Annotated in this window: 21 protein-coding genes and 3 pseudogenes; 5 read left to right on the forward strand and 19 right to left on the reverse strand. The window is 69.2% G+C overall.

The window, feature by feature from the left end; genetic code table 11:
• Positions 1 to 2 precede the first annotated feature (2 nt).
• Positions 3 to 1,253, forward strand: a pseudogene (locus tag O1Q96_RS25340) (IS701 family transposase).
• Positions 1,254 to 1,328: 75 nt separating this feature from the next.
• On the opposite strand, the gene O1Q96_RS25345 reads toward O1Q96_RS25340, so the two are convergent.
• Entirely contained in the window at positions 1,329 to 1,565 is a 237-nt protein-coding gene (locus O1Q96_RS25345; RefSeq protein ID WP_269250339.1) for a hypothetical protein, read from the reverse strand.
• 297 nt (positions 1,566 to 1,862) lie between these two features.
• Here O1Q96_RS25345 and O1Q96_RS25350 point away from each other — a divergent pair.
• Together O1Q96_RS25350 and O1Q96_RS25355 are read left to right on the forward strand one after the other, a co-directional pair.
• Positions 1,863 to 2,090, forward strand: a pseudogene (locus tag O1Q96_RS25350) (transposase); the annotation flags it as partial.
• Positions 2,091 to 2,132: 42 nt separating this feature from the next.
• Positions 2,133 to 2,991 (forward strand): annotated as a pseudogene (locus O1Q96_RS25355) (IS5 family transposase).
• Between the two features lie 22 nt (positions 2,992 to 3,013).
• On the opposite strand, the gene O1Q96_RS25360 reads toward O1Q96_RS25355, so the two are convergent.
• Together O1Q96_RS25360 and O1Q96_RS25365 are read right to left on the reverse strand one after the other, a co-directional pair.
• Positions 3,014 to 3,463, reverse strand: coding sequence for a nuclear transport factor 2 family protein (locus O1Q96_RS25360; RefSeq protein ID WP_269250340.1), 450 nt, complete (start codon positions 3,461 to 3,463; stop codon positions 3,014 to 3,016).
• Between the two features lie 113 nt (positions 3,464 to 3,576).
• Entirely contained in the window at positions 3,577 to 4,257 is a 681-nt protein-coding gene (locus O1Q96_RS25365; RefSeq protein WP_269250341.1) for a TetR/AcrR family transcriptional regulator, read from the reverse strand.
• 108 nt (positions 4,258 to 4,365) lie between these two features.
• Between O1Q96_RS25365 and O1Q96_RS25370 the strand changes: the two genes are divergently transcribed.
• Together O1Q96_RS25370 and O1Q96_RS25375 are read left to right on the forward strand one after the other, a co-directional pair.
• The gene (locus O1Q96_RS25370; protein WP_269250342.1) at positions 4,366 to 5,331 is read left to right on the forward strand and encodes an NAD(P)-dependent alcohol dehydrogenase; all 966 of its coding nucleotides are present in this window, start codon (positions 4,366 to 4,368) and stop codon (positions 5,329 to 5,331) included.
• 34 nt (positions 5,332 to 5,365) lie between these two features.
• The gene (locus O1Q96_RS25375; protein WP_269250241.1) at positions 5,366 to 6,487 is read left to right on the forward strand and encodes an IS630 family transposase; all 1,122 of its coding nucleotides are present in this window, start codon (positions 5,366 to 5,368) and stop codon (positions 6,485 to 6,487) included.
• 47 nt (positions 6,488 to 6,534) lie between these two features.
• On the opposite strand, the gene O1Q96_RS44630 is transcribed toward O1Q96_RS25375, so the two are convergent.
• From O1Q96_RS44630 to O1Q96_RS25445, 16 genes are all read right to left on the reverse strand, one after another.
• On the reverse strand, positions 6,535 to 7,029 hold the full coding sequence (locus O1Q96_RS44630) for a transposase (protein WP_419587068.1): 495 nt from the start codon (positions 7,027 to 7,029) through the stop codon (positions 6,535 to 6,537).
• The gene (locus tag O1Q96_RS44635; protein ID WP_419586943.1) at positions 6,954 to 7,118 is read right to left on the reverse strand and encodes a hypothetical protein; all 165 of its coding nucleotides are present in this window, start codon (positions 7,116 to 7,118) and stop codon (positions 6,954 to 6,956) included. The genes O1Q96_RS44630 and O1Q96_RS44635 overlap by 76 nt, the downstream gene beginning before the upstream one ends.
• A gap of 1 nt (position 7,119) precedes the next feature.
• The gene (locus O1Q96_RS44640) at positions 7,120 to 7,272 is read right to left on the reverse strand and encodes a transposase (RefSeq protein ID WP_419586944.1); all 153 of its coding nucleotides are present in this window, start codon (positions 7,270 to 7,272) and stop codon (positions 7,120 to 7,122) included.
• Between the two features lie 270 nt (positions 7,273 to 7,542).
• Complete coding sequence (locus O1Q96_RS25385) at positions 7,543 to 7,896, reverse strand: cupin domain-containing protein (protein ID WP_269250343.1); 354 nt, start codon at positions 7,894 to 7,896, stop codon at positions 7,543 to 7,545.
• A 107-nt stretch (positions 7,897 to 8,003) separates the two neighbouring features.
• Positions 8,004 to 9,413, reverse strand: a complete 1,410-nt coding sequence (aspA, locus tag O1Q96_RS25390) for an aspartate ammonia-lyase (RefSeq protein ID WP_269250344.1) — start codon at positions 9,411 to 9,413, stop codon at positions 8,004 to 8,006.
• A gap of 154 nt (positions 9,414 to 9,567) precedes the next feature.
• A complete protein-coding gene (locus O1Q96_RS25395; protein ID WP_269250345.1) occupies positions 9,568 to 10,851 on the reverse strand; it encodes an NAD(P)/FAD-dependent oxidoreductase in 1,284 nt (427 codons plus the stop codon).
• Positions 10,852 to 10,897: 46 nt separating this feature from the next.
• Entirely contained in the window at positions 10,898 to 11,563 is a 666-nt protein-coding gene (locus O1Q96_RS25400) for a haloacid dehalogenase type II (protein WP_269250346.1), read from the reverse strand.
• A 55-nt stretch (positions 11,564 to 11,618) separates the two neighbouring features.
• Positions 11,619 to 12,557, reverse strand: a complete 939-nt coding sequence (locus O1Q96_RS25405; RefSeq protein ID WP_269250347.1) for an aldo/keto reductase — start codon at positions 12,555 to 12,557, stop codon at positions 11,619 to 11,621.
• Positions 12,554 to 14,008, reverse strand: coding sequence for an aldehyde dehydrogenase family protein (locus tag O1Q96_RS25410; protein WP_269250348.1), 1,455 nt, complete (start codon positions 14,006 to 14,008; stop codon positions 12,554 to 12,556). Before O1Q96_RS25410 ends, O1Q96_RS25405 begins: the two co-directional genes overlap by 4 nt.
• A complete protein-coding gene (locus O1Q96_RS25415) occupies positions 14,005 to 14,958 on the reverse strand; it encodes a succinylglutamate desuccinylase/aspartoacylase family protein (protein ID WP_269250349.1) in 954 nt (317 codons plus the stop codon). The genes O1Q96_RS25410 and O1Q96_RS25415 overlap by 4 nt, the downstream gene beginning before the upstream one ends.
• A gap of 23 nt (positions 14,959 to 14,981) precedes the next feature.
• Positions 14,982 to 16,391: an aminotransferase class III-fold pyridoxal phosphate-dependent enzyme gene (locus O1Q96_RS25420; protein WP_269250350.1), complete on the reverse strand. Its 1,410-nt coding sequence runs from the start codon at positions 16,389 to 16,391 to the stop codon at positions 14,982 to 14,984.
• On the reverse strand, positions 16,388 to 17,254 hold the full coding sequence (locus tag O1Q96_RS25425; protein ID WP_269250351.1) for an ABC transporter permease: 867 nt from the start codon (positions 17,252 to 17,254) through the stop codon (positions 16,388 to 16,390). The genes O1Q96_RS25420 and O1Q96_RS25425 overlap by 4 nt, the downstream gene beginning before the upstream one ends.
• Positions 17,251 to 18,192, reverse strand: coding sequence for an ABC transporter permease (locus O1Q96_RS25430; RefSeq protein ID WP_269250352.1), 942 nt, complete (start codon positions 18,190 to 18,192; stop codon positions 17,251 to 17,253). Before O1Q96_RS25430 ends, O1Q96_RS25425 begins: the two co-directional genes overlap by 4 nt.
• 1 nt (position 18,193) lies before the next feature.
• Positions 18,194 to 19,336, reverse strand: coding sequence for an ABC transporter ATP-binding protein (locus tag O1Q96_RS25435; protein ID WP_269250353.1), 1,143 nt, complete (start codon positions 19,334 to 19,336; stop codon positions 18,194 to 18,196).
• Positions 19,329 to 20,435: an ABC transporter substrate-binding protein gene (locus tag O1Q96_RS25440; protein ID WP_269250354.1), complete on the reverse strand. Its 1,107-nt coding sequence runs from the start codon at positions 20,433 to 20,435 to the stop codon at positions 19,329 to 19,331. The genes O1Q96_RS25435 and O1Q96_RS25440 overlap by 8 nt, the downstream gene beginning before the upstream one ends.
• Positions 20,436 to 20,512: 77 nt before the next feature.
• Positions 20,513 to 21,574, reverse strand: a complete 1,062-nt coding sequence (locus tag O1Q96_RS25445) for a M14 family metallopeptidase (RefSeq protein ID WP_269250355.1) — start codon at positions 21,572 to 21,574, stop codon at positions 20,513 to 20,515.
• Position 21,575 lies beyond the last annotated feature (1 nt).

Consider the following 21,575-nt stretch of genomic DNA (forward strand, 5'->3'; position numbering starts at 1 on the left):
TGATGAGCCGGATGGCGGGACGCTTCACACTGGTCGAATCCCGGCGCCGGGCCCGGAAGTTGGTACTCGGCCTGCTGTCGGACCTGCCGCGCAAGAACTGCTGGACCATCGCCGAGTGGGCCGGGGACAGGACCCCGGACGGCATGCAGCACCTGCTCGGGCAGGCAAAGTGGGACGCCGACCAGGTCCGCGACGACGTGGGTGACTGCGTGGTGGAGCATCTGCACGACGACGAGGCGGTGCTGGTGGTCGACGAGACCGGCAACGTGAAGAAGGGCACCGACACTGTCGGTGTCCAGCGCCAGTACACCGGCACCGCCGGACGCGTCGAGAACAGCCAGGTAGCCGTGTACCTCGCCTACCCGACCCCGCGAGGGCACGCGGCGATCGACCGGGAACCTTATTGCTCCGCGTTCCTGGACCTCCGACCCCGAACCCCGACCCCGACCGCTGCCGGGCCGCCGGCCTGGGCGACAAGACGGAGTTCGCGACCAAGCCAGAGCTGGCCGCCCACAAGGTCACCCGATTCCTCAACGCCGGCCACCAGGCCGCATGGGTCGCGGGAGACGAGGTCTACGGCGGCAACCCGAGGCTGCGCGCCACGCTGGAGGAACGCGGCACCGGCTACGTCCTAGCGGTGGCCTGCTCGCACGAAGTCACCACAGGCGCCGGGAAGTTCCGCGGCCGACACGCTGGCCGGGAAGGTGCCCAAGAGGGCCTGGCAGAAGCTGTCCGCAGGGCTCGGAGCCAAGGGCAACCGCTTCTACGACTGGGCCGTCATCGACCTCACCGACCCCCCGCCCGGGAGCCGGCAGTTGCTGATGCACCGCAACCGCAGGACCGGCGAACTCGCGTACTTACCCGCTGCTACTCGCCGGCCGCAGTGCCGCTGACCACCCTGGTGCGCGTCGCTGGATCAAGGTGGCGGGTCGAGGAGTTCTTCCAGTCCGGCACAGGCTTGGCGGCCTTGGACGAGCACCAGGTCCGGCGCTACCCGTTGGTCCCGCTCGGTCACCCCGGCCATGCTTGCGCACGCCATCCTCGCCGTCGTCCGCGCGAACGAACACGACCGTCATCCCTCACCCGACGAGCTGATACCGCTCACCTGCAACGAGATCCAACGACTGTTCATCACGCTCGTCATCCAACGCGCCTTTGACCCTGTCCACGGCTTCGCTGGTCCGTCTGGCGACGCCTCCACCAAGCCCGATCCCAGACCAGCCACTACCCGGCGACAAGCCACTCAAGCATGAAGATCACGATCTACGGCTGGAAGTAGTGGGAGCTGTCCGGCCGATCACCATCGCGATGCTGTCGATGCGGAGCGATCAGGGCGCGAAGTACCAGCAGTACAGGTCGAGGCGCTTCTCCACACGACTGCTTGCCAGGGCTGACACTCGTTCAAGGAGGTCCACCGCGTTGTCCAGCGAGATCTCATCGTCCGGTTCGGAGACGGCCTCGGCCCACACGAGAGCTGTGGCTCGGATCCGGTCACTTTCCGCAGCGGCCAGCGCCGCGCACAGTGGCTCCGGGACAGCAAAGACGGTGAATCCGTCGTTGGCCATGGGCACCACATCTCGGAGTGCGCTCTCGGCCCCCGTCAGCTGAGCTTCCCACCTCAGAACCGCGTCATCCGGGTAGATGCCGTCGCACGGCACGGCCGGGAAGTCGTGACTTCTACGGGGGCCCACCCGCAGGGCGGACTCATCGTCCCTTGCAAGGAAGAACTCGCCTGCGCGTACCATCCGCTGATCTTCGCATCCCCAGGGCAAGAAGCTCATTCGAGCGACTGCTGCCGGGAGGTTCCTGGGATTTTTCGGGCGGCCATGTGCCTACCACCAGTCTTGGCCGTTGGTCCGGACATGGGACGGGGTGATCTGACGGATACCGAGTGGGAACGGCTGCGGCCGTTCCTGCCGGTCAGCAACAGGCGCTGTGGCCGGTGGCGAAACCATCGGCAGGTGATCGACGGGATCTTGCATCGGGTGCGGACCGGTGTGCGCTGGCGTGACCTGCCCGATCGGTACGGACCGTGGAAGACCGTCTACGAGCGCCACCGGCTGTGGTCGGCCGACGGAACGTGGGAGCGCGATCTTGGTCGTTGATGATCATGCTCTGTGTGACGTGGTGATCTGACGAATGGCCAGTGGGCCCGGCTTGAGCCGTTGTTGCCACAGGGCAGCAAGCCGGGCCGTCCGCCGGTCTGGACGCGGCGGCAGCTGATAGACGGCATACGGTGGCGGACCCGGACGGGGGCCCCTGGCGCGACGCACCGGAACGCTACGGGCCCTGGGACCGGGCCTATGACCTGTTCCGCCGCTGGCAGCGGGATGGCACCTGGGCCAGGATCGTCACCCAGCTCCAGGCCGAGGCGGACGCGAAGGGCCTGATCACCTGGGACGTGAACGTAGACTCCACCGTCTGCCGGGCCCACCAGCACGCGGCCGGGGCGGCGAAAAGGGGGATCTGCAAAAGGAGCCGCCCGGCGGCATTGCCGTCGAGCCGGCCAACCACGGCCTCGGACGCTCCCGAGGCGGTCTGACGACCAAGATCCACCTCGCCGTCGAGCAGGGGCAGAAGCCTCTGTCGGTGCTGATTACGGCCGGGCAGCGAGGCGACTCTCCGCAGTTCGAGTCGGTCCCGGACGCGATCCGGGTGCCACGGATCGGTCCGGGTCGAGCCCGTAAGCGACCGGACCGTGTGCGGGCCGACAAGTCGTACGACTCCCACCGCAACCGCGCCTACCTGCGAAGACGCGGGATCAAGGCGACCATTCCCGTCCCGGCGGACCGAGTCCGCAACCGCCGGAAACTCGGCCCCCGCGGTGGTCGGCCGCCGAAGTTCGACAAGACCGACTACCGCGAGCGCCACGCGGTCGAATGCGGGATCAACCGCCTCAAGCGCCACCGGGCCCTGGCCACGAGATACGACAAGCTTGCCGTCCGTTACGAGGCGACCGTGTTGGTGGCAGTCCTCAACGAGTGGTTGTGACCAGTGGGTTCTGCCGTCGACCTCAGGCTGTCGGTTTCGGCACGGCGCAGGCGTCGGCGATAGCCCGCGTGTCCCAGTAGAACGCACGGACCTCGGTGATCCGACCGTTCTTGACCGTGATCGCTTGCAGAATCGGGAAGCTGAGTTCACGGCCGGTCGCGCGAGCGCGAGCACGGACCTGTGTGAGCACGACTGCAGTCTCACCGGTGGCAAGGAACTCCTGCTCCACCATGTCGAACGACTCCCACACCTCTCCCATCATGAGGAAGAACTGCGTCATGCCCTTGTGCTCACGCCAAATGCCTCCATAGGGCAGAGCATCTGCTTGATGCAGTTCGACATCCGGCGCAAAGAAGGGAGCGAGCAGGTCGAACGAAGCCTCGCCAGGGCCTCCCGCCGCCAGGTACTCCGCCTCAGCCGCGTACATGGCGGTGAGAACTGTTGCTGACTCCGTAGTGGATGACATCGTCATGCCGCCAGCATGAGCACCACAGCAGGACCTTGCTGGCGGCAATCAGACATCGTTGTGCCGCGCGGTCGGCACTTCCGCAACACGCCCGACCACGCGGCAGGCGCCGCTTCGTATCAGGCTCTGGAGGGCCGCTGTCCCTGGGAGCCGTCGGCCGCGAGCGGAAGACTGCGCAGCGACAGTGCGCTCGGCGCCGGCAGCGCTCCGTGGGCCGCCTCGGCGCGGAACGACTGGAGCAAGTACGCCACCAGACGCCGGGACGCCGCACGGTCACCCGGCAGTGCGGTGACCAGACCGCAGTGGGACAACAGGGCCACGGCAAAGTCGGAGGGGTGGAAGTCGGCCCGCAGCGCGCCCGCCGCCTGAGCCCTGCGGACCAGGGTCATGAAGTCCCGCTCGGCCTGTTCCCGTACCCGCGCGTGTTCTCGCGTGCTGTCCGGAAAGGCCGCGACGAACGCGGCCGGGAAGCCCCGTTCCTCCCGTTGCAGTTCGCAGACCGTCTCGACCAGCCGCTGAAAGCCGTGCCATGGATCGGGGTCGGCCAGCGCCTCGGTGAGCGCCCGAGCACAGGTGTCCATCTGCTGCGCGAACGCGGCCCGCACCAGGGCGTCCCGCGTCGGGAAACGCCGGTACAGCGTCGCCACGCCGACCCCCGCCCGTCGGGCCACGGTCGCCATGGGCGCGTCGATGCCGTGCTCGGCGAAGACCACGCGGGCAGCCGAGAGGATGCGCCGCCGGTTGCGCTGGGCGTCCGCCCGCAGACTGTCCTGCCCCGCGATCCGAGAGGATTCCCCCACCGCTGTCTCTCACCTCCGGTCAAGTGGACGATCTCGTCCAGTTGCCAGCCTACGCTCAGCGCCACGATCCCCCGCACGGCCACTGGTGGCGAAGGTGAGAACGCAACAATGGACGACCGCACGATGAAAGCCGTACTGTTCGACCGCTTCGGCGGCCCCGAGGTGCTGTATGTGGGCCGGGTGCCACGTCCCGGACCGGCACCCGGCGAAGTCCTCGTGCGCGTGCGCGCGTTCAGCGTGAACGGCGGCGAACTGGCGGCCCGTTCCGGTCGGGCCCGCCTCCTCACCGGCCGGAGGTTCCCGCAGCGCATCGGGCTGGACTTCACTGGCGAGATCGCCGCACTCGGCACCGGCGCGACCGGCGTAGCGGTCGGCGACCAGGTGTGGGGTGTCCTGGGCCGCAGCTCCGGATTCGGCAGCGCTGCCGAGTACGTGACGGTACGGCCCGAGCGGCTCGGCCGGGTCCCGGACGGGCTGGACCTCGTGGCCGCCGCCGCGCTGCCGGTGGCCACCACGGCCGTCACTGCCCTCCGCGACAAGGCCGCACTGCGCCCCGGCGAACGGCTGCTCGTACGGGGCGCGGCGGGCGGCGTCGGCAACGCCGCCGTCCAGCTCGGACAGGCGTACGGCGCCGAGGTCACGGCCCTGGCCCGCGCTGCCAACCTCGACTTCGTCCGTACGCTCGGTGCCCACCACGCCGTCGACCACCGGACCGTGTCCCCTGCGGAACTGGGACTGTTCGACGTGGTCCTCGACACGGCGGGCACCGACCTGCGTACCGTACGGCGGATGCTGAAGCCCGGCGGACGCATGGTCACCATCGCCTTCGACCTGACGCGGCCCGCCGCCTCGCTGGGCTACATCGCGGCCAGCGCCGTCCACGGACGCGGCCGGGTGCGCTTCTTCAGCGGCAACCCCGAACGTGCGCTCTTCGACGACCTCGCCCGCCAGGTGACGGAGGGGAAGCTGCGGTCGGCGGTGGACACGGTCTTCCCGCTGGAAGAGACAGCGGCGGCACACCGGGCGCTGGAGGCTGGCGGGGTGCAGGGCAAGTACGTGGTCAGGGTCGACTAGTGTCCTGCGCCAGTAGTTGATCGTTAGTTGGTGTGTGACTTCTACTGCTGGTGCGTCAGTTCCTCGTCGGGGCCCCAAGTTGGAGCCGTTGCTGCTGTCCGCGGAGGAGCGGGCGGAGCTGGAGCGGTGGACGCGTCGGGCGACATCGGCCCAGGCCCTGGCCCTGCGAGCGCGGATTGTCCTGGCGTGTGCGGGGCCGGAAGTACCGCCGATCGTCGTGGTCGCCCGGGAGCTTCGGGTGGCCGCGGACACGGTCCGCAAGTGGCGGCGGCGCTTTCTCGCCGAGCGGCTGGACGGGCTGGTCGACGAGCCCAGGCCGGGCCGGCCGCCCACCATCAGCGTCGATCAGGTGGAGGCGGTGGTGGTCACCACGCTGGAACAGCTGCCGAAGAACGCCACCCACTGGTCCAGGAAATCGATGGCCCAGCACAGCGGCCTGTCGAAGTCGACCGTGGGCCGGATCTGGCGGCAGTTCCAGCTCAGGCCGCATCTGGCGGACACCTTCAAGCTGTCGACGGACCCGCTGTTCGTGGAGAAGGTCTACGACGTCGTGGGCCTGTACTTCAACCCTCCTGAGGGTGCGGTGGTGCTCTCGGTGGACGAGAAGTCGCAGATCCAGGCCCTGGACCGGTCCCAGCCGGTGCTGCCGATAATGCCGGGCATGCCCGAGCGGCGCACCCACGACTACGTCCGCAACGGCCTGACCACCTTGTTCGCCGCGTTCGACGTCGCCACGGGTGAGGTCATCACTGCCCTGCACCGCCGGCACCGGGCCGCGGAGTTCAAGAAGTTCCTGATCCGGATCGACAAAGAGGTGCCCGCACACCTGCAGGTCCATCTGATCGTGGACAACTACGGCACCCACAAGACCCCTGCGATCAAAGCCTGGCTGGCCAAACACCCGCGGTTCGAGCTGCACTTCACCCCGACCGGCTCCTCCTGGATCAACCAGGTCGAGCGGTGGTTCGGCTACCTGGCCCACCAGATGATCCGCCGCGGCGCACACAAGAACATCCAGGCCCTGGAAGCCGACATCCGGGCCTGGGTCAAGGACTGGAACGAAGACCCCAAGCCGTTCATCTGGACCAAGACAGCCGAAGAGATCCTCGACTCCCTCGCCCGCTTCTGCCGACGGATCTCTGGCGCAGGACACTAGGGTTTGCTGGGCAGGTGCTGGTCACAACCACTTGTTGAGGACTGCGATCAGCACGGTGGCCTCGTAGCGGACGGCGAGCTTGTCGTATCTCGTGGCCAGGGCCCGGTGGCGCTTGAGGCGGTTGATCCCGCACTCGACGGCATGCCGCTCGCGGTAGTCGGTTTTGTCGAACTTCGGCGGCGACCGCCTCGGGCACCGAGCTTCTGGCGGTTGCGGACGCGGTCGGTGGGGACCGGGATGGTCGCCTTGATCCCGCTTCTGCGCAGGTAGGCCCGGTTGCGACGGGAGTCGTACGCCTTGTCGGCCCGCACCCGGTCCGGCCGCCTGCGGCCTGCCCGGACCAAGGCGAGGCACCCGGATGGCTTCCAGGACCGGCTCGAATGCGGCGAGTCGCCCCGCTGACCGGCTGTGATCACGACGCTCAGCGGCTTCTGCCCCTGCTCGACGGCAAGGTGGATCTTGATGGTCAGGCCGCCTCGGGAACGTCCGAGACCGTGGTCGGCCGGCTCGACGGCAATGCCGCCGGACGGCTCCTTTTGCAGATAGTGACGATCCTGACCCAGGTGCCATCGCGCTGCCAGCGCCGGAACAGGTCGTAGGCCCGATGCCAGGGCCCGTAGCGTTGGGGCACATCACGCCAGGGAGCACCCGGTATGGGTCCGCCGCCGGATGCCGTCCATCAGCAGCCGTCGCGTCCACACCGGCGGACGGCCCGGCTTGATGCCCTGCGGCAAGAACGGCTCAAGCCGGGCCCACTGTCCATTCGTCAGATCACCACGCCCCAAGCTTGATTCTGTCGGGGACCTGGAGTTTCACGGTGCGGCAGCTTGATCAACGGGCATGCTCGGGTGGTTCCGTTGACAGACGCAGTTGTCGAGGTGCCCGTCCGCGGCGATGCAAAAGCCGGCAAGCTGAACGGCATCACACTGACCTGGCCTCACCGCCGACTGCCGTGCAGGGGCGGGGGCCAGCGCGGTGGCTGAGTAGGTTCGCTCCGTTTCCGGCCCCGCCGCATCGAACCGGGCGGGCTACGGCCGAGCCGCGCGGCATCAGCATCACGTCACGATCACGTAGACCTTGCGCACGGTTTCAATGGTCTTCCAGACACCGACGAAGCCCGGCTTCATGACAAAGCTGTCGCCTGCCTTGTAGACCGCCGGTTCGCCGCCTTCCGGCGTGAGTTCCACGATGCCGGAGAGGATGTGGCAGAACTCGAAGGTCTCGCCCTTGATCGAGCGCGTCTCGCCGGGCGTCGCTTCCCAGACGCCCGTACGGATCGTCTCCCCGCGGGCGACGTCCTGGGCCCAGGTCTTGAAGGCGGGGTTGCCGGAGATCAGGCGTTCCGGGAGCGGGGCGGACTCGTCCGGAGCGGAGGAGGGACGGGTGTCGATGGTCTTCAGAAGGGACATGCCATTTCCGTTCTTGAGCTTGGGAGGTTGGTAGCCGCGGCGCCGGTCACGGATCACCACCCCGACGAAACCGCCTGTTTGCCCGCCGGGCCGGTACGCCGGGCATGTCAGGTCAGGGCACTGCTCCGGCCGGCCACGACCTCGGGGCGCAGCAGGTCGGCGAGGGTCTCGGCCGGCAACAGGCCCTTCTCCAGGACGAGTTCGGCGACGCCCCGGCCGCTGGCGAGGGCCTCTTTGGCGATGTCGGTGGCCGCGGTGTAGCCGATGTGCGGGTTGAGGGCGGTGACCAGGCCGATGGAGTTCTCCACCCTCGCGCGCAGCGCCTCGGTGTTGGCGGTGATGCCGTCCACGCAGCGTTCGGCGAGGGTGAGGCAGGCGGCGCGCAGGTGGGTGATGGACTCCGACAGGGAGTGCAGGATGACCGGCTCGAAGGCGTTGAGCTGGAGCTGTCCGGCCTCGGCGGCCATGGTGATGGTGACATCGTTACCGATGACCTCGAAGGCGACCTGGTTGACGACCTCGGGGATCACCGGGTTGACCTTGCCGGGCATGATGGACGAACCGGCCTGCACCGGTGGCAGGTTGATCTCGCCGAGGCCCGCGCGCGGCCCGGAGGACAGCAGGCGCAGGTCGTTGCAGCTCTTGGAGAGCTTGACGGCGACCCGCTTCAGCACGCCGGACATCTGCACGAACGCGCCGCAGTCCTGGGTGGCCTCGACCAGGTTCGCGGCCGTGACCAGCGGCAGTCCGGTGATCTCGGAGAGGTGGCGGCGGGCCGACTCGGCATATCCGGCGGGCGCGTTGAGCCCGGTGCCGATCGCCGTGGCACCCAGGTTGATCTCATGGATCAGCTCGACTGCCTCGGCAAGACGGTGGCGGTCCTCGTCAATCATGACGGCGTATGCGGAGAACTCCTGGCCGAGCGTCATCGGAACCGCGTCCTGCAACTGTGTACGGCCCATCTTCAGGACCTCGCGGAACTCGACGGCCTTACCGGCGAAGGAATCCTGCAGTCTGGCCATCGCCTTGAGCAGCCCGTGCACCGCGAAGACCGTCGCGACCTTGACGGCGGTCGGGTAGACGTCGTTGGTGGACTGGCCGAGGTTGACGTCCTCGTTGGGGTGCACGTACTGGTACTGGCCCTTTTCGTGGCCCAGCAGCTCCAGCGCCCTGTTGGCGACGACCTCGTTGGCGTTCATGTTCGTCGAGGTGCCGGCTCCGCCCTGGATGACGTCGACGACGAACTGGTCGTGCAGCTTACCCTCGCGTATCTCCCGGCAGGCTTCGACGATCGCGGCGGCCTTCCTCGGCTCCAGCAGGCCGAGCTCCTCGTTGGCGAGGGCGGCGGCCTCCTTGACCGCGGCGAGCGCGTCGATCAGGTGCGGGTAGGCGGAGATGGTCATGCCCGAGATGGGGAAGTTCTCCGTGGCGCGCAGCGTGTGAACACCCCAGTACGCGTCCACGGGAACGTCCCGGTCGCCGAGCAGATCGTGTTCACTGCGGGTGACAGCGGTCATTCCGGAGCGGTCCCTTTCTCGATGCGGTTCAGGCGTGGACGTGAGTGGGTGCGGCAACAGGCCGCGAGACCGGAAGGCCGCGGGGACGTCCCAGGACCCGTGCTGGGGAGGTCCCCGCGGTTTCGACGCCGTCGGCATCGGTATCGCCATCGGCTCAGAGCAGCTTGTCCTTGGCCTTGTAGTAGGCGCCGCCGAACGGCAGGAACCAGGGGGTGCCGTTGTAGAAGGGGACGGGCACCTTCGGGAACCCGAAGCCGCGCAGGGGGTTGGCGTCCGGCTTGCCGTCCATCATCTCGGCCACGGCCCGGCCCATGTACGTGGCCATCTGGACGCCGTGGCCGCAGTAACCCATGGAGTAGTACAGGCCGTCGACGTCGCCCGCGTGCGGAACGCGGTCCCAGGAGAAACTAACCATGCCGCCCCAGACGTAGTCGATCCGCGTCCCGGCCAGCTGCGGGAAGATCTCCGTCATCTCCCGCTTGAGGATGTCACCGCTCTTGACGTCGGAGGCCGGGTTGGAGGGAGCGAAGCGGGCGCGGCCGCCGAATGCGAGGCGGTTGTCCGGGGTGAGGCGGACGTAGTGGCCGACGTTCTTGTGGGCGACCAGCAGGCGGCCATTGGGGATGAGCTCCTTGGCGCGCGCCTCCCCCAGCGGCTCGGTGACGATGATGAAGCTGCCGACGTTGATCAGCCGCTTGCGGAACCACGGCATCGACTTGTCGGTGTAGGCGTCCGTCGCCGCCATGACCTGCTTGGCACGAATGGTGCCGTTCATGGTCTCCACCAGGAAGCCGCCGCCGGACAGGCGGGTGAGGCCGGTGGCGGCGTTGCGCTCGTGGATCTCGGCGCCGGCACCCTCGGCGGCGTGTGCCAGACCGCCGACGAACTTGCCCACATGCAGGCCCGCGCTGAGCGGGTCGAGCAGGGCACCGTGGTAGTAGTCCGTGCCGAGCTCGGCCCGCAGTTCGCTCTTGCTCAGGACGACCGTCTCGTGACCGAAGTTGTCGGCCAGGTCGCGCTGCTTGGCTCGCAGGCCGTCGAAGTGCCCGGGCTTACAGACCGCTCCCAGGCGCCCGGAGCGGTTGAAGTCGCAGTCGATGTTCTCGGTGCGGGTGAGCTCCTCGACGACGTCGACCGCCTCGCGGAAGGCGTCGTACAACTCACGGGCCCGCTCCTGCCCATAGCGCTTGCGCGCCTCGGCGGGGCTGATGGTGATGCCCTGGGTGCACATGCTGCCGTTGCGCCCGGAGGCGCCCGAGCCCACCTTGTCCTTCTCCACCAGGACGACCCGGGCGCCCTTGCGGGCGGCGTGATAGGCGGTGGACAGGCCGGTGAGACCGCCGCCGATCACCACCACGTCCGCCTCGTCGGGCAGGTCCTTTCCGGAACGGTCGGGGAAGGCGGGGGCTGTGTCCAGCCAGTAGGGGATCTGCTTCATGGCGTGCGTCCTCTGTGTTCTCGGTCCGTTTCCGTTGCGACGTCGGTCAGCAGCCGAGCAGCTTCGGCAGGCCCGACAGGTCCCGCAGCTCGTCGTACGGCTGATAGTCGGCGCTGCCGGGGCGGCCGTAGCGGTTGATCCACACCCGGCGCTTCAGGCCGAGGTCGCGGGTCGGGATGTGGTCGTACTCCCAGCCCTGGGCGGTGTGGATGACCTGCGACGGTTCGACGCCCATGGTCTTGAAGGCGTACTCGAAGGTCTGGCGGTCCGGCTTGTAGGCGCCGGCCTGCTGGGCGGTGATGACGTGGTCGAACTCGACGCCGATGTTCTCCACGTTACGCGCGATCATGTTGTCGTCGGTGTTGGAGATGATGGCGATCTCGTACTTGGTCTTCAGTGCGCGCAGCGCGTCCGGGACCTCCGGGAAGGGACCGAAAGTGGGGACGGCCTCGACGAGGGCGTCACCGTCGGACTCGCGGTACTCCAGGCCGTGCAGGCGCATGGCGTTGCGCAGGCTGGAGTGCAGGATCTCGTGGTACGGGCGGTAGGTCTCCAGGACGGCCTGGAAGCGCATGACGCGGAAGTCGTCGAGGAACTCGTCGACGTCCAGGTTGTCCAGGTCCAGCCGGTCTTCGAGGACCTTCAGGGTCGTGGGGCCGAGCTCGAAGTTGATCAGGGTCGCATAGGCGTCGAAGGTGACGATCTCTCGCATGGTTTTCGCCTCAGTCTCGCGGGATTCCGGATTTTCCAGGGGTGAGGTGGGGGCTTCAGACGACGCGTTCGCCGGGGGTGACGATCACGTCGAGTGCGGCCAGGTCGGCCGCGTCGGGGATCCAGTCGGCCGCCGCCGCATTGGCGGTGACCTGTTCGGGGGTCATGGCACCGCAGATGACGGAGCCGACGGCGGGGAGCGCGGCCAGTGCGCCCACGGCGACCTGGAGGAGGGTGAGTCCTCGTTCGGCGCCGTACGTGGTGAGCGCCTCGGCCCTGTCGAGGGCCGCGTCGGTGAGCCAGCCCTGCCGCCAGGACAGCCGGCTGCCGGGCGGGGGCCGCTCACCGCGCCGGTACTTGCCGCTGAGCAGGCCGTTGGCCAGCGGGTAGTACGGCAGGAGGCCGACGCCGTGGCTGACGCAGGCGGGGACCAGGTCCTTCTCCACAGCGCGGTCGAGCAGGTGGTAGCGGGCCTGGGTGGACACGAAGGCATCGGTGAGCTGCTCGGCCGGCAGGTTGGAACAGCCGATGTGGCCGATCTTGCCCTCGTCGACCAGTTCGCGGAGCGCGGCGACGGTCTCCTCCAGCGGGGTGACGCCGTCCGGCTCGTGGTACTGGTACAGATCGATCCGTTCGGTGCCCAGGCGGCGCAGCGAGGCCTCGACGGCGTACCGGATGTAGGGACGGGCTCCCCGCCGACCGTAGAGGTCGGCCTCCTGACCCATCTCCATGCCGAACTTGGTGGCCAGGACGACCTCGTCGCGGTGCCCCTTGAGAGCGGCACCGAGGAGCCGTTCGCCGTCACCGCGCCCGCTGTCGCTCTCGCCGAAGCCGCCGTACATGTCGGCGGTGTCGAAGAGGGTGATTCCGGCGTCCAGGGCCGCGTGGACGACCGCCTTCGTGCCGTCCTCGTCCAGACGGGAGCCGAAGTTGTTGCCGCCGACACCGACCACGGAGACGGTCGGGCCGCGCTCGCCCAGCGTGCGATATCTCATGACCGCCTCCCGAATCCGATGCAGACGTTCTTGGTCTGCGTGTAGCTGTCGAGGGCCGCGAGGCCCTTCTCCCGGCCCCAACCGCTGTGCTTGTAGCCGCCGAACGGGAGCTCGACGCCGGTGCCGACGCCGGTGGCGTTGACGTAGACCTGGCCGGCCCGGATGCCCTCGGCGAGCCGCATCGCCTTGTCGATGTCGCGGGTCCAGACGTAGGACGCGAGGCCGTACGGGCTGTCGTTGGCGATGTCGAGGGCCTCGTCGGCGTCGTCGAACTCGATGACGGTGACGACGGGGCCGAAGATCTCCTCGCGGGCGCAACGGGCGTCGTTGGTCAGGCTGGTGAGCACGGTCGGCTCGACGTAGTAGCCGTCGGCCAGGGCCGGGTCGGACGGTGCACCGCCGCCGGCCCGCGCCACGGCGCCCTCCTGGCGGGCCAGGTCCAGGTAGCCCAGCACCCGGTCACGCTGCCGGGCGGCGACCAGCGGGCCGACGTCCGGGTCGGTGAGCCCCGGGCCGACGCGCAGGGAGGCGGCGTGGGCGACCAGCTTGTCGAGGAACTCCTCGGCACCCCGCTGGAGCAGCAGCCGGGTGCCCGCCGAGCAGGTCTGGCCTGCGTTGCCGAAGGCGGAGGCCGCGACGGCGCTCAGCGCCAGGTCGAAGTCGGCGTCGGCGAAGACGACGACCGGGGACTTGCCACCCAGCTCGGTGACGGAGGGCACCACGTTGGCTGCGGCGGCCTGGGCGACCTTGATGCCCGTCGGCACCGAGCCGGTGAAGGTGACCTGGTCGATCCCGGGGTGCCCGGCGAGAGCCGCACCCGTCTCCCCATCACCGGGGACGACGTTCAGAACGCCCGGCGGCAGACCGCACTCCAGGGCGATCCTGCCGATCTCCAGCGGCGTGAGCGGTGCCTCCGGCGACGGCTTGAGCACCACGGTGCACCCTGCCGCCAGCGCCGGAGCGGAGCCCCTCGCGGTGTTCTGCAGCGGGTAGTTGAACGGGATGATCTGGCCGGAGACACCGATCGGCTCGCGGACGGTGTAGTCGATCAGGCCGGGCCCGAGAGGGATCGTCGTGCCGCCGAGCTTGTCGGCGACGCCCGCGTAGAACTCGAAGTACCGGGCGGCGGCCTCGACATCGGCCTTGGCCTGGCGGAGCGGCTTGCCGACGTCGTGGCTCTCCAGGCGGGCCAGCCGTTCGCCCTGGTAGCGGATGGCCTCCGCGATCCGGTAGAGGATGCGGCCCCGGTCGGCGGCGCGCATACGGGCCCACTCCGGTGCCGTGAAGGCTGCCCGGGCCGCCGCCACCGCCTGGTCGACGTCCGCCGCGCCTGCATGGGCTACCTGCGCGATGGCTGTGCCGTCCGAGGGGTCGAGGACGGTGAAGGTGCGCCCGTCGGCGGCGGGTACCTGTTTGCCGTCGATGAGGAGCATCTGAGCGTCGCTGCTCATGGCCGGATCTCTCCCTGCACCTCGCCGAAGATCACGACCTCGTCGCCGGGGCGGACGGTACGGATCCGGCGGACCCAGAGCACGATGCCGTCCTGCGGGGCGAGGACCTCCTCCAGCGTGTTGCCGTAGTGGTCGACGATGTGGGCGATCAGGTCGCCTTCCTTGCAGGTGTCCCCCGGCTCGGCGTGGCCGACGAAGAAGCCGCCGGCGTCGGAGCGGGCGAAAGTGCCGGAGACCGTGGTGTAGGTGTCCCGCAACTCCGCCGCACCGTCGATCATGCTGAGCTGCCGGAGGATGTTGCGGATGGAGTGCATGTGCAGGGTGACGTTCTCCTCGCGGTAGGTGCCGCCGCCGACCTCGATGGTGATGGCGGGCTTGCCCGCCGCGAGGGTGGGATGGCGCACCGTGCCGCCCCACTTGCCGCCCTTCCAGACCAGCTCGTGGCCGGCCGCGAGGGCCATCTCCGTCGCCAGTTCCTCGTAGCCGCCCTGAAGGATGACCAGCGGGGCGATCTCGCCGAACGTGCCGCCGGTGTGCAGGTCGACCAGGGCGTCGATGGCCGGGACGACCTGCTCGACGAAGGTGGCGGCCAGGCGCAGCGAGTACGAGCCGTCCGCGTCACCGGGGAAGATGCGGTTGAGGTTGAGGTGGTCCAGGCCGCTGGTGCGGGCCGCCGCCTCGAAGGCCGGGGTGTTCATGCAGGGGATGGCGACGAGCGTGCCGCGCAGGGTGGCCGGGTCGATCTCGGCGACCACGCGGCGGACGGCTTCCTGGCCGTCGTACTCGTCGCCGTGCACGCCGGCGTCCACACACAGGACCGGGCCGTCCTGCGCGCCGTTGACGACGATCAGTGGGATGCCGAGTTCGACACCGTAGCTGCTGGTGCCGACCGGGATGAGGCCTTGGGCGCGCTCGCCGGGGGCGACGGTCAGCGGACCGATGGAGTACATGTCGTTCCTTTCCGAAACATGGATCAGATGCGGGCGGACGCCTCGGCGAGGGTCTCTGCGAGGATGTCGGCGATACGGTCGAGAAGGGCCCGGTCGCTGATCAGCGGGGGTGCGATCTGGACCAGTGGCGCGGACCGGTTGTAGACGCGGGCGAGGAGGCCGGCCTCGCGCAGCCGGCGCGGGATCAGGTCGACGATCAGGTCGGCGCGGGCGGCGTCGCCGAAGCCGCCGTCCTCGTGGTCGCCGACGAGTTCGCAGGCGTAGAAGAACCCGGCTCCCCGGACGTCGCCGACGATCGGCAGGTCCGCGAGGGATGACATGCGGCCCGCCAAGTGGCCTTGGAGGTCACGGACGTTCTCCAGGATCCGGTCCCGCTCCATGATCTCCAGGCTGCGCAGGGCGATGGCCGCGCTCAGCGGGTGCCCGGCGAAGGTGTAGCCGTGGTTGAGGACCGCGCCGGGCCGGTTGATGACCTCGACGACACCCTGGCTGACCAGAGTTGCCCCCATGGGGGCGTAACCGGCGGTGATGCCCTTAGCGACGGTGACCATGTCCGGGCGGGCGCCGTAGCGGTCCCCGCCGAACCACTCCCCGAGCCGGCCGAAGGCCGTGATGACCTCATCGGCGACGAGCAGGAAGCCGTACCGGTCGGCCAGCGCCCGCAGACCCTGCCAGTAACCCTGGGGCGGGGTGATGCAGCCGCCCCGGTTCTGCACCGGCTCGGCGATGAGCATGGCGACGGTCTCCGGGCCCTCGGCCAGGATCGCGGCCTCCAGCTCGGCGAGCAGCCGGGCCGTGTACAGGCCGTCGTCCGCGTATTCCGGTGCGAGACCGAAGCGGTTGGTGTTGGCCACGAACCGGGTGTGGATCGCCGGCGGGCCGTACGGCTCCGTCAGGCCGGGGTCGTCGGTGAGGGAGAGGGTGCCGATGGTCAGCCCGTGGTAGGCGCCGCGCCGGGCGATGGCCTTGGTGCGGCCCGGTTCGCCGCGCAGCGCGTGGTAGCGGCGGGCGATCTTCCAGGCGGTCTCGACGGCTTCGGCGCCGCCGCTGGAGAAGAAGGTGTGCTCGATGCCGACGGGGGCGATCCGGGACAGCCGCTCGGCGAGTTCGATCGCCGTCGGGTGCGCGGAGGAGGTCCACAGCGGGCTGTAGCACAGCTCGCGCAGTTGCTTCTCGGCCGCCTCGGCGAACTCGGGGCCGTAGGAGTAGCCGAGCTGGCAGCAGTACAGCCCGGACAGGCCGTCGATGTAGCGCCTGCCGTCGGCGTCGACGATGTACGGGCCCTCGCCCCGCCGGATGACGAGGAGGTTCTCGCCTTCCGGGCCGAGCGAGCCGTTGGGGGTCATGTTGAGCAGCAGGTGTCTGGCCGCGGTGGCGGACAGTTCACCGGTCGGGGTGCGGGTGCTGGTGCTGGTGCTGGTGCTGGTGGTCATGAGGTCTCACTCCCGGTGGACAGGCCCACCCCGGGCTCCGTCGGCAGCAGACCGTCCTGCTTTCCGCCACCGCCGAGTCGGCGCACGGCGGCGACCAGGACGAGGGCCAGGACGGCGATCGCGATGAGCACCGCGCTGATGGCCGTCACGGACGGGTCGACATCGAACTGGAGGACGTTGAACACCTGGACGGGCAGGGTCGTGGTGTCCACCGAGGACAGGAACTGCGAGATGAAGAACTCGTCGAAGCTGGTGATGAAGGAGAAGATCGCGGCGGCGATCATGCCGGGCATGGCCAGGGGGAGCGTGATGCGCCGGGCGACGGTGAGCCGGTTAGCGCCCATGCTGGCCGCCGCGTCCTCCAGCCGTTCGTCGATGCCCTTCAGTGTGGCCATGAGGATCATCACGGCGATCGGTGAGGCGAGCACGGTGTGGCCGAGGGCGATGGCGATCGGGCTGCCGAGCATGGCGGCCGGCTCGAAGAGCAGGAACAGGCCGAGGGCGATGACCACTTGGGGGATCACCAGCGGGGCGAGGACCAGTCCGTACACCGCCGAGCGCAGCGGCAGGTTGCTACGGACCAGTGCCGTGGCCGCCGTGATGCCCAGGAGGAGCGAGAACACGGTGGTCAGTGAGGCGATCAGGGCGCTCAGCGACAGCGCGGCCGGCCACTTGCTGCCGTCGGCGAACAGCACCTTGTACCAGCCCAGCGTCCAGGAGTCCGGCGGGAAGGCGCCGAAGGCGTCCTTGCCGAAGGAGGTGACGACGATGAGGACGATGGGCAGGGCGAGGAACAGCAGGATCACCGTGGAGGCGACGGTCAGGAAGATCCGCCCGGCCAGTGTCGAGCGCAACGCGATCATGAGATACCTCGATTCTTCGCGGCCTCGCTCGCGGCCTTGATCAGCCGCAGCAGGAGCAGGCCTCCGAAGGTGAGGAGGAGCAGGATGATGCCGAGCGCGGCAGCGCCGTTCCACTGGTTCTGCTTCATCACCTGCTCACTGATGAGCGAGGCGACCATGGTCTGCTTCGGACCACCCATGAGGGCGGGGGTCAGGTAGTAGCCGAGGCAGAGGATGAAGCTCAGGATGCCCGCGTTGACCAGGCCGGGAGCGACCATCGGCAGGTAGACCCGGCGGAAGATCGTCAGCCGTCCCGCGCCCATGCTGGCCGCGGCGGCCGGCAGCCTGCGGTCGATGCCGCGCATCACCGCGTACAGCAGCAGCACGGTGTACGGCAGCATCACCGAGGTGGTGCCGATGACCACGCCTATCTCGTTGTAGAGCATCTGGAAGGGAGCGCCGGGGACCTTCAGGTCCGTCAGGGCGTTGTTCACCACGCCGTGTTCACCGAGCAGGATGATCCAGCCGTAGGTGCGCACCAGCGCGCTGATGAAGTGCGGCACGACGACGATGATCATCACCAGGCCGGCCCACAGTGGCTTGAGCCGGGAGACGGCGGCGGCCAGCAGGAACCCGATGACCAGGCTGAGCAGCGAGGTCTCGGCGGAGATCCGCAGGGTGGTGAAGAGGACGTCCAGGTTGGAGCCCTGGAGTGCGTCCGCGTACCAGTGCAGCGTCCATCCCCCCTCCTCCCCCTTGAGGCTGAGGAGCAGGGTGCTGAAGATGGGGTAGACGAACAGCACCAGCAGGTAGATGACGACGGGTGCGGCGTTCAGCAGCCCGAAGCGCGTGCGGCGCTCGGACAGCGCGCGGCGCAGCCGGTGCAGCCGTCCCGTGCGGGCGGCGGTGGTCGCGGGGCCCGGAGCCGGGGGCGCGGGGGCGAGAACGGATCCGGCCATGTCACCCGCCTCCTTCCACCGCGAACACGCTGACGTCGTCGGGGTGGGCGGTCAGGCTGACCTGTTCGCCGACGACCGGGGCCTGTCCGGCCGGGATTTCCAGCCGTACGAGGCCGGTGTCGGCGTCGCCCGCGGGGCGGACGGTGACGCGGACGAGGGTGCCGACATAGGTGACCGTGTCGACGGTCCCGATGCAGAACCCGTCGCCCGGCGTACAGAGCCGGAGCCGGCCGGGCTGCACCGCGGCCCGTACCCTGGCTCCCTCGACTCCCGTCTGCGGGCGGGCCTTGAGCAGGCCTCCGGTGTCGAGCTTCACGACGATGCGCTCGGACGTCTGCTGCTGGACGGTGCCGGGCAGGAAGTTGGCCGCGCCGAGGAAGTCGGCGACGAACGGGGTACGCGGGCGCTCGAAGAGCTCACGCGGGGTGTCGAACTGGTCGATGCGCCCGTCCCGCATCACCGCGATCCGGTCGGACAGGACCAGCGCCTCCTCCTGATCGTGCGTCACATAGATGACGGTGAGGCCGAGTTCCTGCTGGATACGTTTGATCTCGGTCTGCAGCTGGTCGCGCAGCTTCTTGTCCAGGGCGCCGAGCGGCTCGTCCATGAGGATCACCGGCGGCCGGTAGACCAGCGCCCGGCACAGTGCGACACGTTGCTGCTGACCACCGGACAGTTCGCGGGGCCGGCGGCGGGCCAGGGCGGAGAGTCCGGCGATCTCCAGGGTTTCCCCCACCCGGCGGCGCAGCTCCGCCTTGGGCACGCCCCGCAGTTGGAGCGGGAAGGCGACGTTCTCCCAGACCGTCATGTGCGGGAAGAGCAGGTACTGCTGGAAGACGAAGCCGAGGCCGCGCTTCTGCGGCGCGAGGCGGGTCACGTCACGGCCGCCGACGACGATGCTGCCGGAGTCGGGCTCGCAGAACCCGGCGATCATCATCAGGGTGGTGGTCTTGCCGGAGCCGGAGGACCCCAGGAAGGTGACGAACTCGCCGCCCGCGATCTCCATGGAGACCGTGTCGACAGCGGTCACGCCGCTGTACGTCTTGCGCAGGTCCGTGACGGTGAGGGGTTTGCCGGTGCCGGTCCCCGGCGGGGAGACCGCCGGGGAGGACTGGTGCGGGGACTTCAGGTGCAGCTCAGGCATTGACCCACTCCTGCCAGCGCTTGGACACGGCCGCCTCGTTCTTGATCCACCACTCGACGTCCAGGTCGAACCCGGACTTCAGGTGTTCGGGCGAGCTGGCCAGGTTGTCGGCGGCGGCCGAGGAGAGCTTCTTGTAGGCGGCGGGCACCACCGGGGCCATCGGATAGACCTCGGCGTAGGCGGCCTGGATCTCGGGCCGCAGCGCGAAGTCGACGAGCTGATAGGCGGCGTCGAGGTTCGCGGCCCCCTTGGGGATGCAGAAGCCGTTGCTCTGCCGGCGGGCACCGTTCCACTGGTAGGCGAGCGGCGAGCCGCCCTTGATCAGGGCGTCGAGACGGCCGTGCCAGACGCTGGTGGCGACGACCTCCTCGCGGCCCAGCAGCACGCCGGGCAGGGCACCGGTGTCCCAGAACTTGCGGACGGATCCCTGGATGTTGTCGAGGGACTTGAAAGCACGCTCCACATCGAGCGGGTACAGCTTGTCCAGGGGAACGCCGTCGGCGAGGAGGGCGAACTCCAGTTCGGGCAGATCGGCGTCACGGGCCTGGAGGGCACGGCTCCCCTTGAACGCCTTGGTGTCCCAGAAGTCCGCCCAGCTTTCAGGCTTCTTGCCGCCGAAGGCGTCGGTGCGGTACGCCATGACGCTGGCCCAGTAGTTCTTGCCGACGCCGTGGGACATCATCAGGGACTCGGCGATGCCCGCGTTCCTGGTGCTCTTCAACCGGTCGTAGTCGAGCGCCTCGGTCGCGTCCTCGTCCTTGAAGCGCACCACGTCGGCCATCGAGGTGTCGATCACGTCGAACTGCGGGCGGCCCTGCTTGATCTGGGCGAGCAGCTGCGCGTACGCGATGTTCACCACCTTGATCTGGATGCCCGTCTCCTTGGTGAACGCGTCGTAGACCGCCTTCTGGTTGGCCTCGCCGTACGTGCCACCGCTGTTGCGCACGACCAGCGTCTTGGAGCTCTTGCCGCTGCCGGTGGTCGTGCTGCGGCTGCTGCCGGTGCCACAGGCACTCAGGGCGGACGCGGCGGCAAGACCCGCCGTGACTCCGCCGACTCCGCGCAGGAACAGCCGGCGGTCTATCCGGACATCTCTCATCGTGTGCCTCCTGGGTGGTGCTGCAGGGAAGGGGGTGCAGGGGATGTGGGGCGCTGCGGGCAGGGGGGTCGGGGGTATTACGGGCGGGGAGCCGCCTCGTCGGACCCGTGGCCCGCGCCGGGGGTGCGGAGGGTGTCGGGGCTCGGGGCCGTGTCGGGGTCCCACGGCACGGCGAGGGCGGCGAGTTCGTCGCCGGGGGCGACGGTGAGGCCGTGCATGCCGTAGAAGATCCGCCCGCCGGCGGGGGCGTGGACGGTGTGCTGCGTGCCGTCGGCCGGGTCGACGATGCGGCCGAGGAGGTCGCCTTCGGTCACTTCGCCGATGACGTCGGCGTCGAAGGCGAACTCCGGGTACCACAGGCCGGTGGCCTCGGCGGTGACGCCGGCGGACCAGACCCAGGTGCGGGCCGGCGCTGGGGCGGAGCCTTCGTGGTCGAGGACGCCCAGGTGGCGCAGTGCCGTGAGGAGGCCGTCGACGCGGCTCAGGGCCGTGGGCTCGTCCCGCTGCCCGAGTGAGCCCACCTCGACCAGGACCGCCGAGATGCCCCGGCGGGCGGCGGCTGCGTGGCTGTTGCCGCCGTCGGCCTTCAGTCCGAGGATGACGTCCTCGATGCCGAAGGAGCCTGCCAGTTCGGCCGTGGCCTTGTCGAGGTCGGGGTCACCGGTGAGGCGGTAGCCGACGAAGTCCCGCAGGACCTGGTCGATGCCGCCGCAGTGCAGGTCGACGTAGACGTCGGCGCCGTCGACCAGGTGAGTGAAGAGCCAGGCGGCCAGCCGCTCGGTAGGACCGCCGGCCGGGTCGCCGGGGAAGACGCGGTTGAGGTTCACGCCGTCGACCGGGGAGATGTTGAGCCGGCCCTCGTACACGGCGGGCGGGTTGGCGACGGGGCAGACGATCACCTGCCCGTGCACCTGGCCGGGTTCCAGCCTGTCCGCCAGTCGTACGGCGGCGTCGATGGGCGTGAACTCGCCGCCGTGCACGCCCGCCGTGATGACGACTCGGGGTCCAGGGCGGGAGCCGTTCACCAGGGTCAGCGGGATGTCCGCGGTGAGGGTGCCGAGGTCGGCCCGGACGGTGCCACGGACCTTGGTGCCGGGCTGGGCCTCGAGGGAGGCGACAGAGAGGGTGGCGTCGTTCATG

Source organism: Streptomyces aurantiacus (assembly GCF_027107535.1).
Classification (GTDB): domain Bacteria; phylum Actinomycetota; class Actinomycetes; order Streptomycetales; family Streptomycetaceae; genus Streptomyces.